Source organism: Bradyrhizobium sp. FW305-F6 (genome assembly GCF_058782905.1).
In genome coordinates, this window is record NZ_JBYSYD010000001.1 from 1,302,403 (window position 1) to 1,319,474 (window position 17,072).

General features: G+C 63.2%; 17 protein-coding genes. 5 read left to right on the forward strand and 12 right to left on the reverse strand.

The annotated features are described in order from the left end of the window. Positions 1-108: 108 nt before the first annotated feature. From chvE to AC3WLX_RS06345, 10 genes are all read right to left on the reverse strand, one after another. Positions 109-1,179: a multiple monosaccharide ABC transporter substrate-binding protein gene (gene chvE, locus AC3WLX_RS06300; RefSeq protein ID WP_291627747.1), complete on the reverse strand. Its 1,071-nt coding sequence runs from the start codon at positions 1,177-1,179 to the stop codon at positions 109-111. Positions 1,180-1,249: 70 nt separating this feature from the next. Beyond that, complete coding sequence (locus tag AC3WLX_RS06305) at positions 1,250-2,128, reverse strand: SMP-30/gluconolactonase/LRE family protein (protein WP_492335136.1); 879 nt, start codon at positions 2,126-2,128, stop codon at positions 1,250-1,252. Further along, positions 2,128-3,204 carry an aldose epimerase family protein gene (locus AC3WLX_RS06310; protein ID WP_492335137.1) on the reverse strand — a complete coding sequence of 359 codons (1,077 nt, stop codon included), beginning with the start codon at positions 3,202-3,204 and terminating at the stop codon, positions 2,128-2,130. Before AC3WLX_RS06310 ends, AC3WLX_RS06305 begins: the two co-directional genes overlap by 1 nt. Before the next feature lie 2 nt (positions 3,205-3,206). Further along, positions 3,207-4,133 carry a Gfo/Idh/MocA family protein gene (locus AC3WLX_RS06315; RefSeq protein ID WP_492335138.1) on the reverse strand — a complete coding sequence of 309 codons (927 nt, stop codon included), beginning with the start codon at positions 4,131-4,133 and terminating at the stop codon, positions 3,207-3,209. Next, a complete protein-coding gene (locus AC3WLX_RS06320; protein WP_492335139.1) occupies positions 4,130-4,906 on the reverse strand; it encodes a FadR/GntR family transcriptional regulator in 777 nt (258 codons plus the stop codon). Before AC3WLX_RS06320 ends, AC3WLX_RS06315 begins: the two co-directional genes overlap by 4 nt. 565 nt (positions 4,907-5,471) lie before the next feature. After that, entirely contained in the window at positions 5,472-6,644 is a 1,173-nt protein-coding gene (locus AC3WLX_RS06325) for a fumarylacetoacetate hydrolase family protein (protein ID WP_492335140.1), read from the reverse strand. Between the two features lie 107 nt (positions 6,645-6,751). Continuing rightward, a complete protein-coding gene (locus AC3WLX_RS06330; RefSeq protein ID WP_492335141.1) occupies positions 6,752-7,729 on the reverse strand; it encodes a HEAT repeat domain-containing protein in 978 nt (325 codons plus the stop codon). Between the two features lie 2 nt (positions 7,730-7,731). After that, on the reverse strand, positions 7,732-7,965 hold the full coding sequence (locus AC3WLX_RS06335) for a 4Fe-4S dicluster domain-containing protein (protein WP_007593252.1): 234 nt from the start codon (positions 7,963-7,965) through the stop codon (positions 7,732-7,734). A 31-nt stretch (positions 7,966-7,996) separates the two neighbouring features. After that, complete coding sequence (locus AC3WLX_RS06340; RefSeq protein WP_492335142.1) at positions 7,997-9,739, reverse strand: fumarate reductase/succinate dehydrogenase flavoprotein subunit; 1,743 nt, start codon at positions 9,737-9,739, stop codon at positions 7,997-7,999. A gap of 102 nt (positions 9,740-9,841) precedes the next feature. Continuing rightward, the gene (locus AC3WLX_RS06345; RefSeq protein ID WP_492335143.1) at positions 9,842-10,615 is read right to left on the reverse strand and encodes a ferredoxin--NADP reductase; all 774 of its coding nucleotides are present in this window, start codon (positions 10,613-10,615) and stop codon (positions 9,842-9,844) included. 201 nt (positions 10,616-10,816) lie between these two features. Between AC3WLX_RS06345 and AC3WLX_RS06350 the strand changes: the two genes are divergently transcribed. The 5 genes from AC3WLX_RS06350 to AC3WLX_RS06370 all read left to right on the forward strand — a co-directional run bounded on the left by AC3WLX_RS06350 (position 10,817) and on the right by AC3WLX_RS06370 (position 15,387). Then, on the forward strand, positions 10,817-11,119 hold the full coding sequence (locus tag AC3WLX_RS06350; protein ID WP_492335926.1) for a gamma-butyrobetaine hydroxylase-like domain-containing protein: 303 nt from the start codon (positions 10,817-10,819) through the stop codon (positions 11,117-11,119). A 117-nt stretch (positions 11,120-11,236) separates the two neighbouring features. Continuing rightward, positions 11,237-12,010: a Crp/Fnr family transcriptional regulator gene (locus AC3WLX_RS06355; RefSeq protein ID WP_291622774.1), complete on the forward strand. Its 774-nt coding sequence runs from the start codon at positions 11,237-11,239 to the stop codon at positions 12,008-12,010. 181 nt (positions 12,011-12,191) lie between these two features. Then, positions 12,192-13,613: an ABC transporter substrate-binding protein gene (locus tag AC3WLX_RS06360; protein ID WP_291622773.1), complete on the forward strand. Its 1,422-nt coding sequence runs from the start codon at positions 12,192-12,194 to the stop codon at positions 13,611-13,613. Further along, entirely contained in the window at positions 13,610-14,518 is a 909-nt protein-coding gene (locus AC3WLX_RS06365; protein WP_492335144.1) for an ABC transporter permease, read from the forward strand. The genes AC3WLX_RS06360 and AC3WLX_RS06365 overlap by 4 nt, the downstream gene beginning before the upstream one ends. Then, the gene (locus AC3WLX_RS06370; protein ID WP_291622769.1) at positions 14,515-15,387 is read left to right on the forward strand and encodes an ABC transporter ATP-binding protein; all 873 of its coding nucleotides are present in this window, start codon (positions 14,515-14,517) and stop codon (positions 15,385-15,387) included. Before AC3WLX_RS06365 ends, AC3WLX_RS06370 begins: the two co-directional genes overlap by 4 nt. 140 nt (positions 15,388-15,527) lie before the next feature. Here the strand turns inward: AC3WLX_RS06370 and AC3WLX_RS06375 are convergent, their stop codons facing one another. Together AC3WLX_RS06375 and AC3WLX_RS06380 are read right to left on the reverse strand one after the other, a co-directional pair. Continuing rightward, positions 15,528-16,586, reverse strand: a complete 1,059-nt coding sequence (locus tag AC3WLX_RS06375) for a YeiH family protein (protein WP_492335145.1) — start codon at positions 16,584-16,586, stop codon at positions 15,528-15,530. A gap of 121 nt (positions 16,587-16,707) precedes the next feature. After that, positions 16,708-16,926 (reverse strand): hypothetical protein, encoded by a 219-nt coding sequence (locus AC3WLX_RS06380; RefSeq protein WP_291622765.1) that lies wholly within the window; start codon positions 16,924-16,926, stop codon positions 16,708-16,710. Between the last annotated feature and the right edge of the window lie 146 nt (positions 16,927-17,072).

Here is a 17,072-nt window from a genome sequence, read left to right on the forward strand (position 1 = left end):
CATTCCGGGCGAGGCGAAGCATCGAACCCGGAATCTCGAGGTTCTCAGGTGCGCAAGAGCGCACCAAAGTTCGCCCTTTGGGCGCCCCGGAACGACGGCGGAAGAAATCTACTGGAACTGCGACTTCTTGTAGTAGCCGCTATCCACCAGCACCTTCTCCCAATTGTCCTTGTAGACCACCACCGGCTTGAGCAGATAGGACGGCACGGTCTTGACGCCGTTCTCGTAGGTCTTGCTGTCGTTGACCGTGACGTCCTTGCCGGCGAGCGCGGCGTCGACCATGTCGGCGGTGACCTTGGCGAGGTCGCGGGTATCCTTGAAGATGGTGGAATACTGGTCGCCCCGCAGCATCGCCTTGATCGAAGGCACCTCGGCATCCTGGCCAGAGATGACAGGCATCGGCTGGCCGGCGCTGCCATAGCCGACGCCTTTCAGCGAGGAGATGATGCCGATCGAGATGCCGTCATAGGGCGACAGCACGGCATTGAGCTTCTTGTTGCCGTAGTAGGCGCTGAGCAGATTGTCCATGCGGGCCTGAGCGGTGGCGCCGTCCCAGCGCAGGGTCGCGACCTTGTCCATGCCCATCTGGCCGGAGACGACGACGAGCTTGCCGCTGTCGATATACGGCTTCAGCACGCTCATGGCGCCGTTGTAGAAGAAGTAGGCGTTGTTGTCGTCGGGCGAGCCGCCGAACAGCTCGATGTTGAAGGGGCCCTTGCCTTCCTTGAGGCCGAGCCCCTGCTCGATCGACTGCGCCTGCAGCACGCCGACCTGGAAATTGTCGAAGGTCGCGTAGTAGTCGACATTCGGCGTGCCGCGGATCAGCCGGTCGTAGGCGATCACGGTGATGCCTTTTGCTTTGGCCTGCTTGAGCACGTCGGAGAGCGTGGTGCCATCGATCGCGGCGATCACCAGCGCCTTGACACCCTTGGTCACCATGTTCTCGACCTGCGAGAGCTGGTTCGGAATGTCGTCCTCGGCATATTGCAGGTCGGTGTTGTAGCCGCGCTCCTTCAGCACCTTGACCATGTTGTTGCCGTCGTCGATCCAGCGCGCCGAGGATTTGGTCGGCATGGCGATGCCGACGGTCGCCTTCTGGGCGAGCGCGGCGACGCCTGTTGCCATAGTGGCCGCGCCGGCCAGCGCCAGCGCGAGGAAGGTCGTCTTCAGTTTGAGCATGTTCACTCCCTTGGGTGTCAGAATGTTTCTTGGTGGTTGCGAGAACGTGGTCGTAGGCTGCCGCTGTCTCCTATGCGAGCTTGACGTCCGGCTCCGCGCGGCCGCGCGCGGATGCCTCCAATAGAAAGGTGCAGCCGGCTTGCGGATCGGTAGCTCGTGCTGCCGCGTCCATGTCCTGCCAGGCGGATGTGACGAGCAGGCGCGACAGGTCGGCGCCCACGAAGGCGGGGCAGCTCGCCTGCCTTGCCGGGACACTCAGCGAGCGCAGGCGCTCGCCTTGCGGAGAATAGATGTCGATGCGGCTTGCGCCCCAGCACGCATTCCAGATTTGCCCGTCGGCATCACACACCGAGCCATCGAGCCCGCCGACGCCGGTGTGGCGCAGCAACACCTCGGGTTCGCCCCGCGGCAGGCCGGTCGCAGGATTGAGCAGCACGGCATAGAGCACCGCACGCGGAGTATCGGTGAAGTAGCCCGTACCGCCGTCGGGCGAGAAGCAGATCGAATTGGGAATGCTGATGCCGGAAAACAGCGTCGAGATCTTGCCGCGATGGAGCGCGTAGATCGCACCTGCTTTCGGCTCGGCGTTCTTACCCATGGTGCCGATCCAGAAAGTGCCCGATTGATGCACCCGGCAATCGTTCGAACGCGTCGCCGCATTGTCCGCTTCGAGCGGACAGAACAGCGTCATCGCACCATCCGCGAGTTTGCGGATGTAAAGCCCGTCTTCCGCGACGATCAATTGCCGCTCGGCATCGATGCGCCCGAGCGCGCTCGCCATCCGGCCGAGCGCGTGAACGCGGATCGCGCCGCTGCCCAGATCGGCCTCGAACAGCTTGCCCTCGCGAATGTCGAACCACCAGGCGGTGTCGGTCGCGGCGTCATAGGTCGGCCCCTCGCCGAGATGGCAGGGATGGTCGGAGAGCACCGTCGTGGGCACCTGTTCCATCAGGACGACCTCACCGAAAAGCGATAGACCGAGTGATGGCGATACACTCCGCCGGGATCAAGGCGAGGACTCGGAAAGTCCGGCCGGTTCGGCGCGTCGGGCCAGGTGTGCGGCTCCAGGCAGATGGCGTCGGATTGACGTATGAGCTTGCCGCCCTTCCCCGAAATCGTGCCATCGAGATAATTGCCGGAATAGACCTGAAGTCCGGGCTGGTCCGTGAACAGCTCCATGGCCCGTCCAGAGCGCGGCGCCTCCAGCCGGGCTGCAAGCGCAAGCTCGCCGTCACGGGCCAGGCAGTAGGTGTGATCGTAGCCCCTGCCGTTTCGCAGTTGCTGATCGAATTCGCGGATGCGCTCGCCGACCGGCCGCGGCGCGCGAAAGTCGAACGGCGTGCCGGCAACCTCGCGCGGCGGCTCCGGCAGCGGAATTGCGTTGGGATCGATGGCGAGGAAATGTTCTGCAGCGACCGTGAGCTCGTGGTCGAGCACGGACGTACCGGACGCCGCGCCCTCGAGGTTGAAGAAGCTGTGGTTGGTCAGGTTGACGATGGTCGGCCGGTCGGTCCGCGCCTGCATGATGAGCGACAGTTCGGCCGGACTGGTGACCCGATAGGTCAGGCGCACGTCGAGCCGGCCGGGGTAATTTTCTTCGCCGTGCGGGCTGACATAAGAGAGCGTCACCGCGGGCTCGACTCCCTGGTCGATGTCCGCAATCTCCCAGAGCTTGCAGTCAAAACCGTCGAGGCCACCATGCAGCGCATTGACGCCGTTGTTAACGGCGAGCTGCACCGTCTCGCCGTCAAGCGAAAACTGGCCCTTGGCAATGCGGTTGGCATAGCGGCCGACCGTGGCGCCGAAGAACTTTCGGTCGGCGAAATAGCCGGCGAACTCGTCATGGCCGAGCACCACGTCGTCGCAGTCGCCTTTGGCGTCCGGCGCGATCAGTGCCTGGATCACCGCGCCATAGGTGATGATCCGGGCCTCAAAGCCGCCTGCCCCGCGCAACACGATGCGCTCCACCTTGCGGCCGTCCGGCAGCATTCCGAAAACGTCTCTTGTCACCTTTGCTGCGGTCATGCTCAATCCACAAACGGTTCGACGATCGTGCGCCTGCCGATCAGGAAGGCGTCGGCGACGAGACGGAGCGGGGTGAGGTCGACGTCACTCGCACCGGTCGCCGCAAGCTCGAGGAAGCGCCGGTACAGTCCGCGATATTCCGCATCCGGCGCCTCGGTAAGCACCTCACCATCGACGGCCATGCGCGCGCCGCCGCTCGACAGAGTCATCCTTCCCTGATCGGTATCGACGACGATGTCCCAGCTCTGCGGCCCGGTCTGGCGGAAATCGAACTCCGCGGTCACAGGCAGACCTTCGATGTCGGTCAGCGTAAGGTTTGCAGCGATCGGCGCCTGGCAATTGGATGGAAAGGCCAGCTCGGCCGCGGTGACGAACACGGGCTTCGGCAGAATCCTGGTCACAATCGACAACGCATTGATGCCGGGATCGAACACGCCGAGACCGCCCGGTTCCCAGATCCAGCCCTGCCCGGGATGCCAGACCCGAACGTCTTCCTTCCAGCTGATGTGCACGGACTTGATCCGGCGTGCCCTCAGCCACGCGCGCGCCGGCTCGACCGCCGGCGCATATCGCGAATGCCAGGTCGCAAACAGCGTGCGTTTGGCTTCTGCCGCCATCGCGATCAGCGGATCGAGCTCGGCAACGCCCGTGCCGGGCGGCTTTTCCAGCATGACATGCTTGCCGGCGGCGAGCGCCGCGGCGGCCTGGGCGCGCCGCACCTGCGGTGGGGTGCACAGCGAGACGGCATCGATCGGCGGCCCCCTCTGCAGAAGCTCCTCGATGGTGGCAAAATGTGGCAGCTCCGGCAGCGAAGCGTTCCGGCTGGCAATGGCCGCAAGTGTCGCCCCCGGTGTCGCCGCGATCGCGCCGACATGCTGGTCGCGCGCGATCTTGCCGAACCCGACGATGGCGATGCGCAGATCCGTCACGATCTCTCTCCGGGTATCTCGAGTGGCAGCGCCTCGACCGGCCCAGTCTCGATCGCAGCGCCCTCATGGCGATGCATGCCATTGTGAATGACGAAGATGATCGCCTGGGAGGCGGCGTCCGCATCGCCTGCGGCGATGGCATCGACGATCCTCTGATGCCAGAGCAGCACGGTATCGCGGTCCCCCGGCTCGACCGGGGCGCTGAGCAGGAACGAAGCGCGCAGAGCGGCTTCGATGACATGGCCGATCGAGCGCATGAACAGATTGCCGGAGGCCCGCGCCACGGCAACGTGAAGCGCAAGATCGGCATCGGCAAAGCCCGCCGAGTCGGAGGCTTCGAGCCGCATGCGATCCATGCAGCGGCGGAGCTCGGCGAGATCCTCATCGGACCGCCGCGCCGCCGCGAGCATCGCCGCACGCGGCTCGACCGCGAGGCGGATCTCGGCGAGGTCGTTGAGGAAGCGCTTGTCGATGCCGGCATCGAGGTGCCAGGCCAGCACGTCCGCATCGAACATGTTCCAGGCGCCGCGCTCGCGGACGACGGTGCCGACCCGCGCCTTGGTGGTGAGCAGGCCCTTGGCGACCAGCGTCTTCACGCTCTCGCGCAGCACCGGCCGCGATACGCCGAACATCGCGATCATCTCGGCATCGCCCGGCAGGCGCGTGCCTTCCGCATAGCGGCCGGCGATGATGTCGATACCGATCGAACGCGCCACCTCCGCATGGTTGGAATGGGCCCGCCGGGTCGGGATGACGACGATGCGCGAGTTCATGCGCCCGCTCCTGCGCCCCCAGTCACCCGACAGTGCGCAATCATGCGGCCCGCAGCCCCGGCCGGCAGCAACGCGGCCGTTGTAATGTAACGAACGGGCTGTGAAGCATCAGGCGTTCTCCCAAGCAGCGGTCTTATTATCGCGGGCGCCGATTAGTACTATAGCACCTCTCTGCCACCCTCGTTGGGCGTGGCGGGGTACAATTTCACGGAAAACGGGTTCCGACTAGTCATATTATTTGACTATTGAAGGCAGCGTTGGACTTTTTTGGGGTGAGCGATGTCCCGACACCTACAGCGCGCTTTGGCTCCCTACTGCAATTCAAAGATGAATTAAGGATTGATGGACTACGAGGCCGTGACGGCAAAGGTCGAAACCATTCCCCTCGTCAGTCAGAACGCCGTGAAGCAATTCCAAGTCTCCTGCGGGAAAGACTATGGATGGCTTCACCGCTCTTGCGGTGACGAGGCAGATGGAGCTGCCTTCGGCTGGCGCGACAGGAGGGCCAGGAACTTGCCTCGCAAATTCCTGGCCCTGCCGTCGGCGCGGAGAGGCGAAGAGCGAGCTAGATAAGCTTTCGCTGCGCTAGGTTCTTCATCAGGGCGCCGATGCCGAACGTCCACGGCTCACATTCGTCGCTGGTGCGCATGCGGTTGACCAGCTTGCCGAGCTGGGGCGCTGCGATCGTGACGATGTCGTCGCGCTTGTGGGTGAAGCCCTGCCCCTGCGCGTCGCGATCTTTGACCGGCGCAAACATGGTGCCGAGGAAGAGAACGAAGCCGTCGGGATATTGATGCACCTTGCCAATGGTCTGCGCGACGAGATCGGTTGGATCGCGGCTGATCTTGCTGATCGAGGAATGGCCGTCGAGGACGAAGCCGTCCGTGCCCGTCACGTTCAGACTGATGTCGAGCTTGCGCGCATCGTCGAGCGTAAAAGTGTCGTCGAACAGGCGCAGAAGCGGGCCGATGGAGCACGACGCGTTGTTGTCCTTCGCCTTCGACAGCAGCAGCGCCGAACGGCCCTCGAAGTCGCGCAGGTTCACGTCATTACCCAGCGCGCCGCCGACGATCTTGCCGCGGCTCGACACGAACAGCACGAGCTCGGGCTCGGGATTGTTCCAGGTCGATTTCGGATGCAGGCCGGCATCCATGCCGGTGCCGACCGAGGACAGGGTCGGCGCCTTGGTGAAGACTTCAGCATCCGGGCCGATGCCGACCTCGAGATATTGGCTCCAGGCGTTCTGCTCGATTAACACCTGCTTCAGATGCATTGCCTGATCCGAGCCCGGCTTGAGCTTGGATAGATCGTCGCCGATGAGCCGGGTGACTTCCTTGCGGATGGCCTCGGCCGACGCCGGGTTACCCTTGGCGCGCTCCTCGATGACGCGCTCCAGCATCGAGATCGCGAACGTGACGCCGGCCGCTTTCAGTGTCTGGAGGTCAACTGGGGCGAGCAGCCACGGCTTGCTGGTGTCACGGCCGTCGGGGGCGGTATTGGCAACGATGGCTTGGAGATCGCCGATACGCTCGCCCTTGACCGCAGCGAGCGCCTTGGCCGGATCATCTTCCTCGCACAGCGCGCTGACCGTCGGAAACCTCGCGGTGACGTCGAATACGCCATCGCCACGCACAGCGACGACGGCCGGACCGGCGACCTGCGGCAGCCAGACGCGGCCCACCAGCGTCCCCTTCGTTCCGTCCTCGGGGAGGAGGTCTTTCACCGTCAAAGTCATCATGGCCGCGTCCTCGCTGTTCTCAGATCGGCCATGTTTCGGCGGTCGATCCATTGGCGAAGACAAATAAACGTCTGGCAGGGGAAGTCCAGACCAGCCGCGAAGAACCGTTATGCCCCTGCCCGCGCCTTGCGGGCCGCAATCTGTTGCAGTGCCCAACGCGCATTCTTGCGCACGTCCGGATCGAGATCGTCGGCAATGACGGCCAGGAACGCTTCCCCATCGGGATGGGCGATCTCGCCGAGTGCGGCGGCCGCCTCCTTGCGCAGGTTCGCCTGGTCGTGATTGATGCAATTGCCGATCGGGCGCACCGCACGCTCGATCTTCATCTTGCCGAGACTGCGGATCGCCTTCAATCGTACCTGCCAGAACGCGTCGCCGAGCGAGCCGATGAGCTGATCTGCCGCCAGCGAGCCATTGGTGTTGAGGCCAAGGGTTTCCGCCGCCATTTCGCGCACCATCCAGTCCGAGTCTCTCAACGCGCGCGTGATCGTCTCCGCCGCAGGCTTCATATGCGAGAACGCCAGCGCACTGACTGCCGCGCGGCGGACATGGGCATCGGGATCGTTGATCAACGCGGTCAGCGCCGGGATCGATTCCTCGAGCTTGAGGAAGCCGATCACGCCGATCGCCTGCACGCGCACGGCGGCGTCTGCATCCTGGAGCGCTTCAAGCGCCGGCTTCAGCGTGTCCTTGCAGCGCAATTCCTTCAGCGCCCGCAACGCGCCCATGCGGACGAAGGCATGGGCGTGCTTCACTAAGGGCAGGATGATCGCGGCACAGGCCGGATCCTTGAACTCGGCCATGCTGTCGGCCGCCGCCGCCGCGACGATTCGCTCTGGGTCGACCAGCAGCTTCACCAGCGCGCTCGCCGCCTCCGGCCCGTCGAACTCACCGAGCGCCATCGCAACCTGCTGGCGCACGCCGGCATCGGGGTCGGCCACCATGTTGGCGAGATGCGCGACTGCGGCGGGATCGCCGGAATGGCCAAGCGCGATGATGGCGACGCGGCGCTCGGCGGGATCGGCGGCCTGCAGCCGTTCGTCGGCGTCTTCGAGATCGTCATAGGCTTCGAACGGGCTCGACATGATCACCTCAACAGATAGGGAATGTTGACGGTGACGGCACCGGTCGGACAATCGGCCTCGCAGGGCATGCAATACCAGCATTCGTCATAAGCCATATAGGCCTTGTTGGTCATGTCGCTGATGCGCAGCACGTCGAGCGGGCATACGTCGACGCAGACCGTGCACCCTTTGTCCGCGATGCATTTGGCGTCGTCGACGACCACCGGAACCGAAGTCTGATAGGACGCGAGAGGCATTTGATGTCTCCTGTTGCTTTGGCGCGGTGGATCAGGCGGAGGCGCGGATGCGCTGCTTGTCGTAGAGGTCCTTCTCGTCGTCCGAGATCGGAACGACATAGGGCTCGACGGCACGCTTCTCGCTGGTCATCTTGCCGTCACGCTTGCTCAGCAGCGTGTGGCAGAACCAGTTCTCGTTGTCCTTCTCCGGGAAATCCGTGCGCCAGTGATAGAGGCCCCAGCGGCTCTCCTCGCGGTAGAGCGAGGCGTGCGCGGCCATGTCGGCGCAGTCCATGATCGACTGGACTTCGAGGGCGCGGAGCAGCTCGTGCGCATTGCGCGCGATCATGCGATCCTGCATGTCCTCTCGCGCTTCGGCAAGGCGGCGCATGCCGAGCTCGTATTTGCGCGTGACCTTCGGCGGCTGCAGATAGTCGTTGACGAGGCGCCGGGTCTTGTACTCGATCTGGTTGGGCGGAATGCCGTCCTCGCGCCTGGTCGGCGCCATCACGCGCTCGCGTTCCATGGCGACATCGGCGGCGTCGAACTCCGCGAAGTCATGGCTGTCGGCGAAGTCCATCGCATCGATGCCAGCAACCGAGCCGTTGGTGAAGGCGCCCAGCATGTAATTGTGCGGCACGCTGGCCATGTCGCCGGCGGCATAGAGTCCCGGCACTGTGGTGCGCGCATTGTCGTCGACGAACACGCCGGAGGCGCTGTGGCCGGAGCAGAAGCCGATCTCCGAGATATGCATCTCGATCGACTCGCTGCGGTAATCGACACCCCGCCCCTGCTGGAACAGCCCGCGCGTGGGACGTTCGACCTTATGCAGCGTGGATTCGATCTCGGAGATGGTGTCGGGATGAAGATGCTTGAGCTGGAGGAACACCGGCCCCTTGCCGGACAGCAGCTCGTTGTAGAACTCGAGCATCATCTGGCCGGACCAATAGTCGCATTCGATGAAGCGCGAGCCTTCGTTGTTCGCAGTAAATGCGCCGAACGGACCGGCGACATAGGCGCAGGCCGGGCCATTGTAGTCCTTGATCAGCGGGTTGATCTGGAAGCATTCGAGATTCGCGAGCGCGGCGCCGGCATGATAGGCCATGGCGTAGCCGTCGCCGGAATTGGCGGCGTTCTCGTAGGTCCCGAACATGTAGCCCGACGTTGGCAAGCCCAAGCGTCCGGCAGCGCCCATACAGAGGATCACGGCCTTGGCCTTGATCACCAGCATCTCGGCGGTACGGGTATTGACGCTGACGGCGCCTGCGATGCGGCCATCAGCAGATTTCAGGAGCCGCGTCGCCATGTAGCGGTTGGAGATCAGGATGCGGGCGCGACGAAGCTGGCGGTACAGTGCCTTCTTCACGGTCTCGCCGTTCGGCATCGGCAGCACGTAGGTGCCGATGTGGTGCACCTTCTTGACGGCGTAATCGCCGTTCTCGTTCTTCAGGAAGCGGATGCCGAAGCTGTCGAGCTCCTCGATAATGTTGTAGCAATTCTGCGCGTATTTATAGACCGCCTTCTGATCGACGATGCCGTCGTTGGCGATGGTGATTTCCTTGGTGTACTGCTCCGGCGTCGCATAGCCGGGGATGACGGCGTTATTCAGCCCATCCATCCCCATCGAGATCGCCCCGGAGCGCTTGACGTTGGCCTTTTCGAGCAGAACGACATTGGCCTTCGGATTCTTCAGCTTCGCCTTCAGCGCCGCCATCGGCCCGGCCGTGCCGCCCCCGATGACCAGCACGTCGCAGGAAACCTCGGAAAGTCCGTCGACGATCTGATCTAGTGCCATCACTTGCTCCTGGTCCGCCGATAGCCGGCGCCTTTGCGTCAGATTTGTTCAGGGAGCTTCCCGGCGATAGCAATTAGTTGTCGCCGGGCCGCGATTTGCGTCTCAGCGCTCGACGAAAGCCTTTTCGATGACGAAATGGCCGGGCTGGCTGTGGTTGCCCTCGACGAAACCGCGTGCGGAGAACATCGCGTGGAGTTCCTCGAGCATCGCGGGGCTGCCGCACAGCATGATGCGGTCGGTTTCGATATCGAGGCCGGACTGGCCGATATCGTCAAAAACCTGGTTCGAGGCGATCAGGTCGGTGATGCGACCGCGGTTCCGGAACGGCTCGCGGGTGACGGTTGGATAATAGACCAGCTTGTCGCGGATCAGGGGGCCGAAGAATTCGTGGTTGCGCAAGCCGTCGACGACGTGCTCACCGTAGGCAAGTTCGGAGACCTGGCGGCAACCATGGGCAAGCACGATGGTCTCGTAGTTCTCGTAGACGTCGGGATCCTTGATCAGGCTGGCAAAGGGCGCAAGGCCCGTTCCGGTCGAGAGCAGCAGCAGGCGCTTGCCCGGAATGAGGTTGCCGGTGATCAGCGTTCCGGTCGCCTTGCGGCCGATCAGGATGATGTCGCCTTCCCTGATCTTCTGCAGGCGCGAGGTCAGCGGGCCGTCCTGCACCTTGATCGAGAAGAATTCGAGCGCCTCCTCGTGATTGGCGCTGGCCATGCTGTAAGCCCGCATCAACGGCTTGCCCTCGACCTCGAGTCCGATCATGGCGAATTGGCCGTTCTGGAACCGGAAGCCGGGATCTCGGGTCGCAGTGAAGCTGAATAGGGAATCAGTCCAGTGTCTGACCGACAGAACCGTTTCCTTCTGAAATGCGCTCATGGTCTCTCCTTGGCCATCGATGGCGCAGAAGTTTTCGGAGAGAGAAGAGTCCGGCAACGCGGAAGTGGAATTCCCGGTCGATTAGTTTCACATTTCGCGGGCCATCACGGAAAAGACACGCGATCACACCGCGCCGGCAATTAGTTGCTATTCATATGCGCCCGCGCCGGCCTATCAGGACGTCGGAGGTTCGTCATGAGCATGACCTTGGTGGCGCCGACCGTGGCCGACTACGAAGCCAGCGCCGATCTCGCCGCGCTGCTCGTCCGTACCGCACAGGACGACACGCTCAGCGTTTCCGCCGAAACGCTCCGCCTCTCCTGCAAATGCGCCCACTGCACCCGCGCCCGCTTCGACGGCCGCTTTCCGGAAGCATTTCCGGGCATCGCGATCACCGAGATCGGCGATCTCGGCTACGGGCTGAACATCTCGTTCTCGGATGGGCACAACCGGGGCATTTACCCGAGGCCGTATTTGTTGAGCCTGGCGGGGATTGCCGCATAACCGGCATCGTCTGGCCGGGGTACCGAACGCCGCTCAGAATGACGCAGGGTGTTGGCTCGCCATCTGGCACGGACATTGCTCCTCTTTAGAACGATTTGAACGTTCCGGAGGCAGGCGATGTTGCAGGCGGCGAATGCGGTTCGCGGGTCCGCTCCCGGAGCGGCGCGGTCTACCGGCAGCTCCTCGCTGCTGCTCACCGAGAACCAGCAATGGATCGGCGGTCCGCCACCGCTGATGGACAAGCTCTCGCCGCGGGAGCGGGAACTGGTGCTGAAGCAGGGCCGCCGCAAAGTGCTCAATCGCGGCCAGACCCTGTTCAGCCAGGGCGCCAAGCATGACGGCATCTGGCTGATCGAGAGCGGCCGCATCCGGGTGTTCTACACCTCGCCGCTCGGGCGCGAGATCACGCTGGCTTACTGGCATGCGGGCAATTTCGTCGGAGGCCCCGAAGTGTTCGAGGGCACCATGCATCAATGGTCCGGCGTGGCATCCAGCAATTGCAGCGTGGTGCACCTGCCTGGAAAGGAGCTGCGCTCCCTTGCCGCGGAGATCCCGAATCTCGCGATCGGCCTCATCGAGGGCCTCACCTTCAAGGGCAAGTGCTACTCGGCGCTGGCGCAAATGCTGGGAACGCGCTCGATCACGCAGCGTCTCGCGCATCTCCTGCTGCATCTCGTCGAGCTCTACGGCGTCGAGGATGCCGACGGCACTGTGATCGCCGCAGCTTTTACCCATGCCGATATTGCCCACATGGTCGGCGCCACCCGGCAGTGGGTGACGATCAGCCTGAAGCGCATGCAGGAGAAGGGAATCGTGCTGACCAAGCGGTCGCAGATCGTGGTCTGCCGGACCGACGTGCTGGAGGAGATGCGCGGTCACGCAGCTGACTAAGCAAATCTGCGACCAAGGCCGGTGCACAGGCAAGCGGCTTTATAGTGCAGGACTGCCCAAGGAGTATGCAATCAGAATTTCCCGGCAACTAATCGACTGCAACGGCCAATCCGGATTTGCCCTGCCTGCGACCTCACCCAATCATGGCAACCACAGCACATCCAACCAAATGAGGATGAGAATGGTCAGCCGTCTTCCCACGCTCTCGATCGCGATGTCGGTGACGTCGCTGGCGCTATTCGTCACGCAGCCGGTGTCGGCGGAAACGATCACACTCGGCATCGGAACGCAGGACACCACGACGAACACGGTCACCGCCGGCGTCGTCATCCGCCAGTTGCGTCTCCTCGAGAAATATCTGCCGAAAGACGGCAAATATGCCAACATCAAGTTCGAGCTGGAGTGGCAGAACTTCACCTCGGGCCCGCCCGTCACCAATGCGATGATGGCGAACAAGCTGCAGATCGGCATGATGGGCGACTATCCGCTGATCGTGAACGGCTTCACCTTCGAGAGCAACCCCGAGAGCAAGAGCCGGCTGGTCGGCATCGCCGCCTATAGCCTCTCCGGCTCCGGCAACGGTCTCGTCGTTCACAAGGACTCGCCCTACTACGACCTCGCCGATCTCAAGGGCAAGCTCGTCAGCGTTCCCTTCGGCTCCGCCGCCCATGGCATGGTCCTCAAGGCTATGCAGGACCGCGGCTATCCCGCCGACTTCTTCCAGTTGGTCAGCCAGAGTCCCGAGGTCGGGTCGACCAATCTCCAGGAGAAGAAGATCGACGGGCATGCCGACTTCGTCCCCTTCGCCGAGTTGCTGCCGTTCCGCGGCTTCGCCCGAAAGATCTTTGACGGCGTCGAGACGAACTTGCCGACCTTCCACGGCATCGTCGTCCGCACCGACTTCGCCGAGAAATATCCTGAGGTCGTGGTCGCCTACTTCAAGGCCGTAATCGCCGCCAATCAATGGCTGCGCGACGATCCCAAGCTCGCGGCCGAGAAGATTCAGGAATGGACCGGCATCAACAAGGAAGTCGTCTACATTTTCCTCGGTCCCGGCGGCAACATGACCACCGATCCCACGGTCAAGCCGGCGCTGATCGATGCCGCCACGACCGACGTCAAGGTGCTGCAGAACCTCGGCCGCATGAAGGAATTCGATCCGAAGAAGTGGGTCGACGACAAATACATCCGCAAGGCCTATGCCGAGATGAAGCTCGACTATGACGCGCAGCTTGCGAGCACGAAGAACTACGAGATCTCCGGCGAAGACGCCTTCTGCAAGAAGCCGATCGCCGATCCGCGCAAGGCGGGCGAGGTCTGGCTCGATGATGCCGGCATCATGCCCTTCTCATCGGCCAGCTGCACGCTTGGCGCCTATGCCGACTACAAGGCCAAGGGCAAGAAGATCAACGTCGCCTATGTCTTCGATACCACCCGGGGCATCAAGCTGTTCGCCGACCAGGCCTTCTTCGCGGTCGGCAACGGCGAAGTTGCACCGTTCCTGCTGAAGAAGGATGCCGAGGCCTACGCGGCCAAGATCAGCGGCAAGGTGCTCGGCTTCGACGAAGCGGTGAAAGCGTCGGTCGGCGGAGGCAGGACGTGAGCAGTCCCGCCCTCGTCAGACATCCCGAGGACGGCATGCCGACAGCGTCCATTGCAGAGGCGGGCCCTGTGCCCGCCGTCACGCCAGCAGCAGCACCGACCTCCTTCGGCGCGCTCATGCTTCGCTGGTACCGCCTGAACCAGGGCCGGCTGCGCGCGACCGCGATCGGCATCATCTCGCTGCTCGCATTCCTGCTGGTCTGGCACCTGCTCACGACCTATCGCGTCGTATTCTTCGTGCGCTTCACCAATGTGCCTTCGCCGCTCGCGGTCTATGCGAGCTTCGTCAAGGCGATCCACGACCCCAAGTTCCTGATGCATGTCCTGCTCAGCTGTCGCCGCATCTTCTTCGGCTTCTCGCTCGCCGCCATCGTCGGGGTGCCGCTCGGCCTGATCATGGGACGCTTCAAGCTGGTGCACGAGGTGATCTTCCCGGTGGCGGAGGTGCTCCGGCCGATTCCGGCGATCGCCTGGGTGCCGATGGCGATCATGCTGTGGCCGACCAACGAGCAGAGCATCGTCTACATCACCTTTCTCGGCTCGTTCTTCCCGATCCTGGTCAATACGCTGCACGGCATGTCGCTTGTCGATCCGGTGCTGGTGCGCGCCGCCCAGTGTCTCGGCGCGCGCGAGCGCTCGATCTTCCGCGAGGTGTATTTTCCGGCCTCGCTGCCGCACATCTTCACCGGCCTCACCGTCGGCATGGGCGTCGCGTGGGTGTCGCTGATCGCGGCCGAGATGATCTCCGGCCAATACGGCATCGGCTATTTCACCTGGGAAGCTTACTCGCTGGTTCAATATGCCGACATCGCACTCGGCATGATCGCGATCGGGGTGCTCGGCCTCGGATCGAGCCTGCTGATCCGGGGCGCGGGACAATTGGTGATGCCGTGGAGGTCGACATGAGCGAAGTCCTTGCTGCAAAGCCAAAGGGTCACATCGAGGTCAAGAACTTCTCGCTAGCCTACGAAACGATCGAGGGCCCGGTGCAGGCCGTCACCGACACGCAGATCCATGTGAACCCCGGCGAGTTCGTGTCGATCGTCGGCCCGTCCGGCTGCGGAAAGTCGACGCTGCTCAATGCGGTCGCAGGCTTCCTCAAACCGACGACGGGGATCGTCACCGTCGATGGCGAGCGCGTCAACGGCCCGAGCGCCGAACGCGGGATGGTGTTCCAGCAATATTCACTGTTCCCCTGGAAGACCGTGCGGGAGAACGTCGAGTTCGGCCTGAAGATGCGCGGCATGCCTCGCTCGCAGCGCGAGCGCGCCGCGCGCACCCTGCTCGGGCTTGCCGGGCTGGAGGCGTTCGAAAAGCATTATCCGGAAAGGCTCTCCGGCGGCATGAAGCAGCGCGTCGGCATCGTCCGCGCGCTTGCGACGGGGCCGAAAGTGCTGCTGCTCGACGAACCGTTCGGCGCGCTCGACGCACAAACGCGCGTCATCATGCAGCAGATCCTCACCAATATGTGGCAGCGGCTGAAGATCTCGGTCCTGTTCGTGACCCACGATATCGACGAGGCGATCTTCCTGTCCGACCGCGTCTATTGCATGACCGCCCGGCCCGGCTCGATCAAGGCAGAGATCCCGATCCCCCTGGAGCGGCCGCGGCAGCAATCCATGATGATGTCGTCGGAATTCCTGGCGCTGCGCCGCGGGCTGATGTCGCTGATCCGCGAGGAGAGCCTGAAGGCGATGGGCGGCGAGATCAACGATCTGGGCATGCAGGGGCTGAGCATCGAGCTGCAGGGGCACTCGCTGGCGGACGTGATTTGATTTTGCCCTTCCGCTCGCTGCGATGACGCTCCTGTAGGGTGGGCAAAGCGGAGCGTGCCCACCATCTCTTGCAATAAGAGAGAGATGGTGGGCACGGCGCTTTCGCGCCTTTGCCCACCCTACAGCAGTGTCGTTTCAATTCACTTGAACCAGTGCACCAGCGCGATGCTGATTCCGAGCAGCAGCATCAGGGACAGAGTCACGGCAGCCGTCACCCTGCCCCCGACGTTCGCCAGCACGCGGACGTCCACACCTAAGCCCAAGGCGGCCATCGAGACCACCGTGAGAAAGCCGGTGATCTTCGTCACGGGGCCAACCACCGTGGCCGGCACGATCTCGAGCGAACGCAAGGTCGCAAGCACGAGGAAGCCGAGGATGAACCACGGCACCAGGCGGAAGAAGCCAACGCTGGTCTTCTTGGCATCGGTCTGCCAGCGCGAGGCGAGCAAGGAGAAGCCGACCACGACCGGCCCCAGCATCAGCACACGCATCAGTTTCACCAGCGTGCCAATCTGCGTCGAGACCAGGCCGGCGGGCACCGTTGCCGCGAGCACCTGGGGCACGGCATAGACGGTGAGGCCGGCGAGGATGCCGTATTGCGTCGCGGACAATTGCAACAAGGGAATCAAGAGAGGCAGGCCCAGCACCATCATCACGCCGAGGATGGCGGTAAAGGAAATCGAGGATGCGATCTCGTCGTTGTTGGCGCCGATGATCGGCGCGACGGCGGCGATCGCCGAGTTGCCGCAGATCGAGTTGCCGCAGGCGATCAGGATCGACAGACGTGTCGACAGCCCAAGCATGCGGCTGAGGCCGAATGAGACACCGAGCGTTATCACGACGACGGCCGCGATCGATGCCAGCAGCGCGATGCCTGACGCCGCTATCGCGGCGAAGCTGATGGAGGCACCCAGCAGCATCACTGCAACTTCGAGCAGCTGCTTGGCGCTGAAGGCGATGCCGGCTTGCCAGCGCGGCGCGGGTTTCCAGAAGCTGCGCAAGGCCATCCCGAGCAGGATCGCCATCACCAGCGCCTCGACATAGGGATGGTCGAACATGCCCAGTTCGGCGTGCTCCAGCAGGGCGGAGACGCCGGCCACCAGAACGCAGAGGAGTATGCCTGGAATCAGCGCCGCAATGCGGCTTGCGGCGGAAGCCGGCTTGGTGCCGGCCGGGCTGGATGCTTGATTCTGCGACACAAATCTCTCCCAGAGGAGAAAGATTTATACGCAGCGCGCTCCCATTGTGGAATAAGTTTTCGACATATCAGGCCCGAGGGAAGTTCTGTCCTCGGATCTGGAATAAAGGGCGGAAAGAGGCTCAGAAGATCAGGCTCTTGGCAAGCGAGGCAACCCGGCTGAAGCCGTCATAGACCCCCGGCTCGAAGAAGGCGGCACGCGCGAGCACGATGCCGGCAACCAGCGACCAGAACAGCGTCGTGCCAGTCCGCAGCAGGAGCTTTGAGGCACGCGACTTCGGCTGGCTGTCCGTTGCGGACACCAATTGCTCGCCGAAGGGCTCGAATCCACTGCGTTCCATAGCTACCAATCCACCAATTTCTGGCAGGAATGTCGTCGTTTCGCCGCGAAACAGCAATGGAAGCGATTGGCTTTTTTGGGCTGCGACGGGGAAACTCCTTCCGATCGGAGCCCAAAAGGCGATGGTTTTCTTCTTCGCGGTTGGTG

Coding starts and splice junctions, on each gene's coding strand:
- chvE (WP_291627747.1), bottom strand. CDS start 1,179: ATGCTCAAACTGAAGACGACCTTCCTCGCGCTGGCGCTGGCCGGCGCG.
- AC3WLX_RS06305 (WP_492335136.1), bottom strand. CDS start 2,128: ATGGAACAGGTGCCCACGACGGTGCTCTCCGACCATCCCTGCCATCTC.
- AC3WLX_RS06310 (WP_492335137.1), bottom strand. CDS start 3,204: ATGACCGCAGCAAAGGTGACAAGAGACGTTTTCGGAATGCTGCCGGAC.
- AC3WLX_RS06320 (WP_492335139.1), bottom strand. CDS start 4,906: ATGAACTCGCGCATCGTCGTCATCCCGACCCGGCGGGCCCATTCCAAC.
- AC3WLX_RS06325 (WP_492335140.1), bottom strand. CDS start 6,644: ATGATGACTTTGACGGTGAAAGACCTCCTCCCCGAGGACGGAACGAAG.
- AC3WLX_RS06330 (WP_492335141.1), bottom strand. CDS start 7,729: ATGTCGAGCCCGTTCGAAGCCTATGACGATCTCGAAGACGCCGACGAA.
- AC3WLX_RS06335 (WP_007593252.1), bottom strand. CDS start 7,965: ATGCCTCTCGCGTCCTATCAGACTTCGGTTCCGGTGGTCGTCGACGAC.
- AC3WLX_RS06340 (WP_492335142.1), bottom strand. CDS start 9,739: ATGGCACTAGATCAGATCGTCGACGGACTTTCCGAGGTTTCCTGCGAC.
- AC3WLX_RS06345 (WP_492335143.1), bottom strand. CDS start 10,615: ATGAGCGCATTTCAGAAGGAAACGGTTCTGTCGGTCAGACACTGGACT.
- AC3WLX_RS06350 (WP_492335926.1), top strand. CDS start 10,817: ATGACCTTGGTGGCGCCGACCGTGGCCGACTACGAAGCCAGCGCCGAT.
- AC3WLX_RS06355 (WP_291622774.1), top strand. CDS start 11,237: ATGTTGCAGGCGGCGAATGCGGTTCGCGGGTCCGCTCCCGGAGCGGCG.
- AC3WLX_RS06360 (WP_291622773.1), top strand. CDS start 12,192: ATGGTCAGCCGTCTTCCCACGCTCTCGATCGCGATGTCGGTGACGTCG.
- AC3WLX_RS06370 (WP_291622769.1), top strand. CDS start 14,515: ATGAGCGAAGTCCTTGCTGCAAAGCCAAAGGGTCACATCGAGGTCAAG.
- AC3WLX_RS06380 (WP_291622765.1), bottom strand. CDS start 16,926: ATGGAACGCAGTGGATTCGAGCCCTTCGGCGAGCAATTGGTGTCCGCA.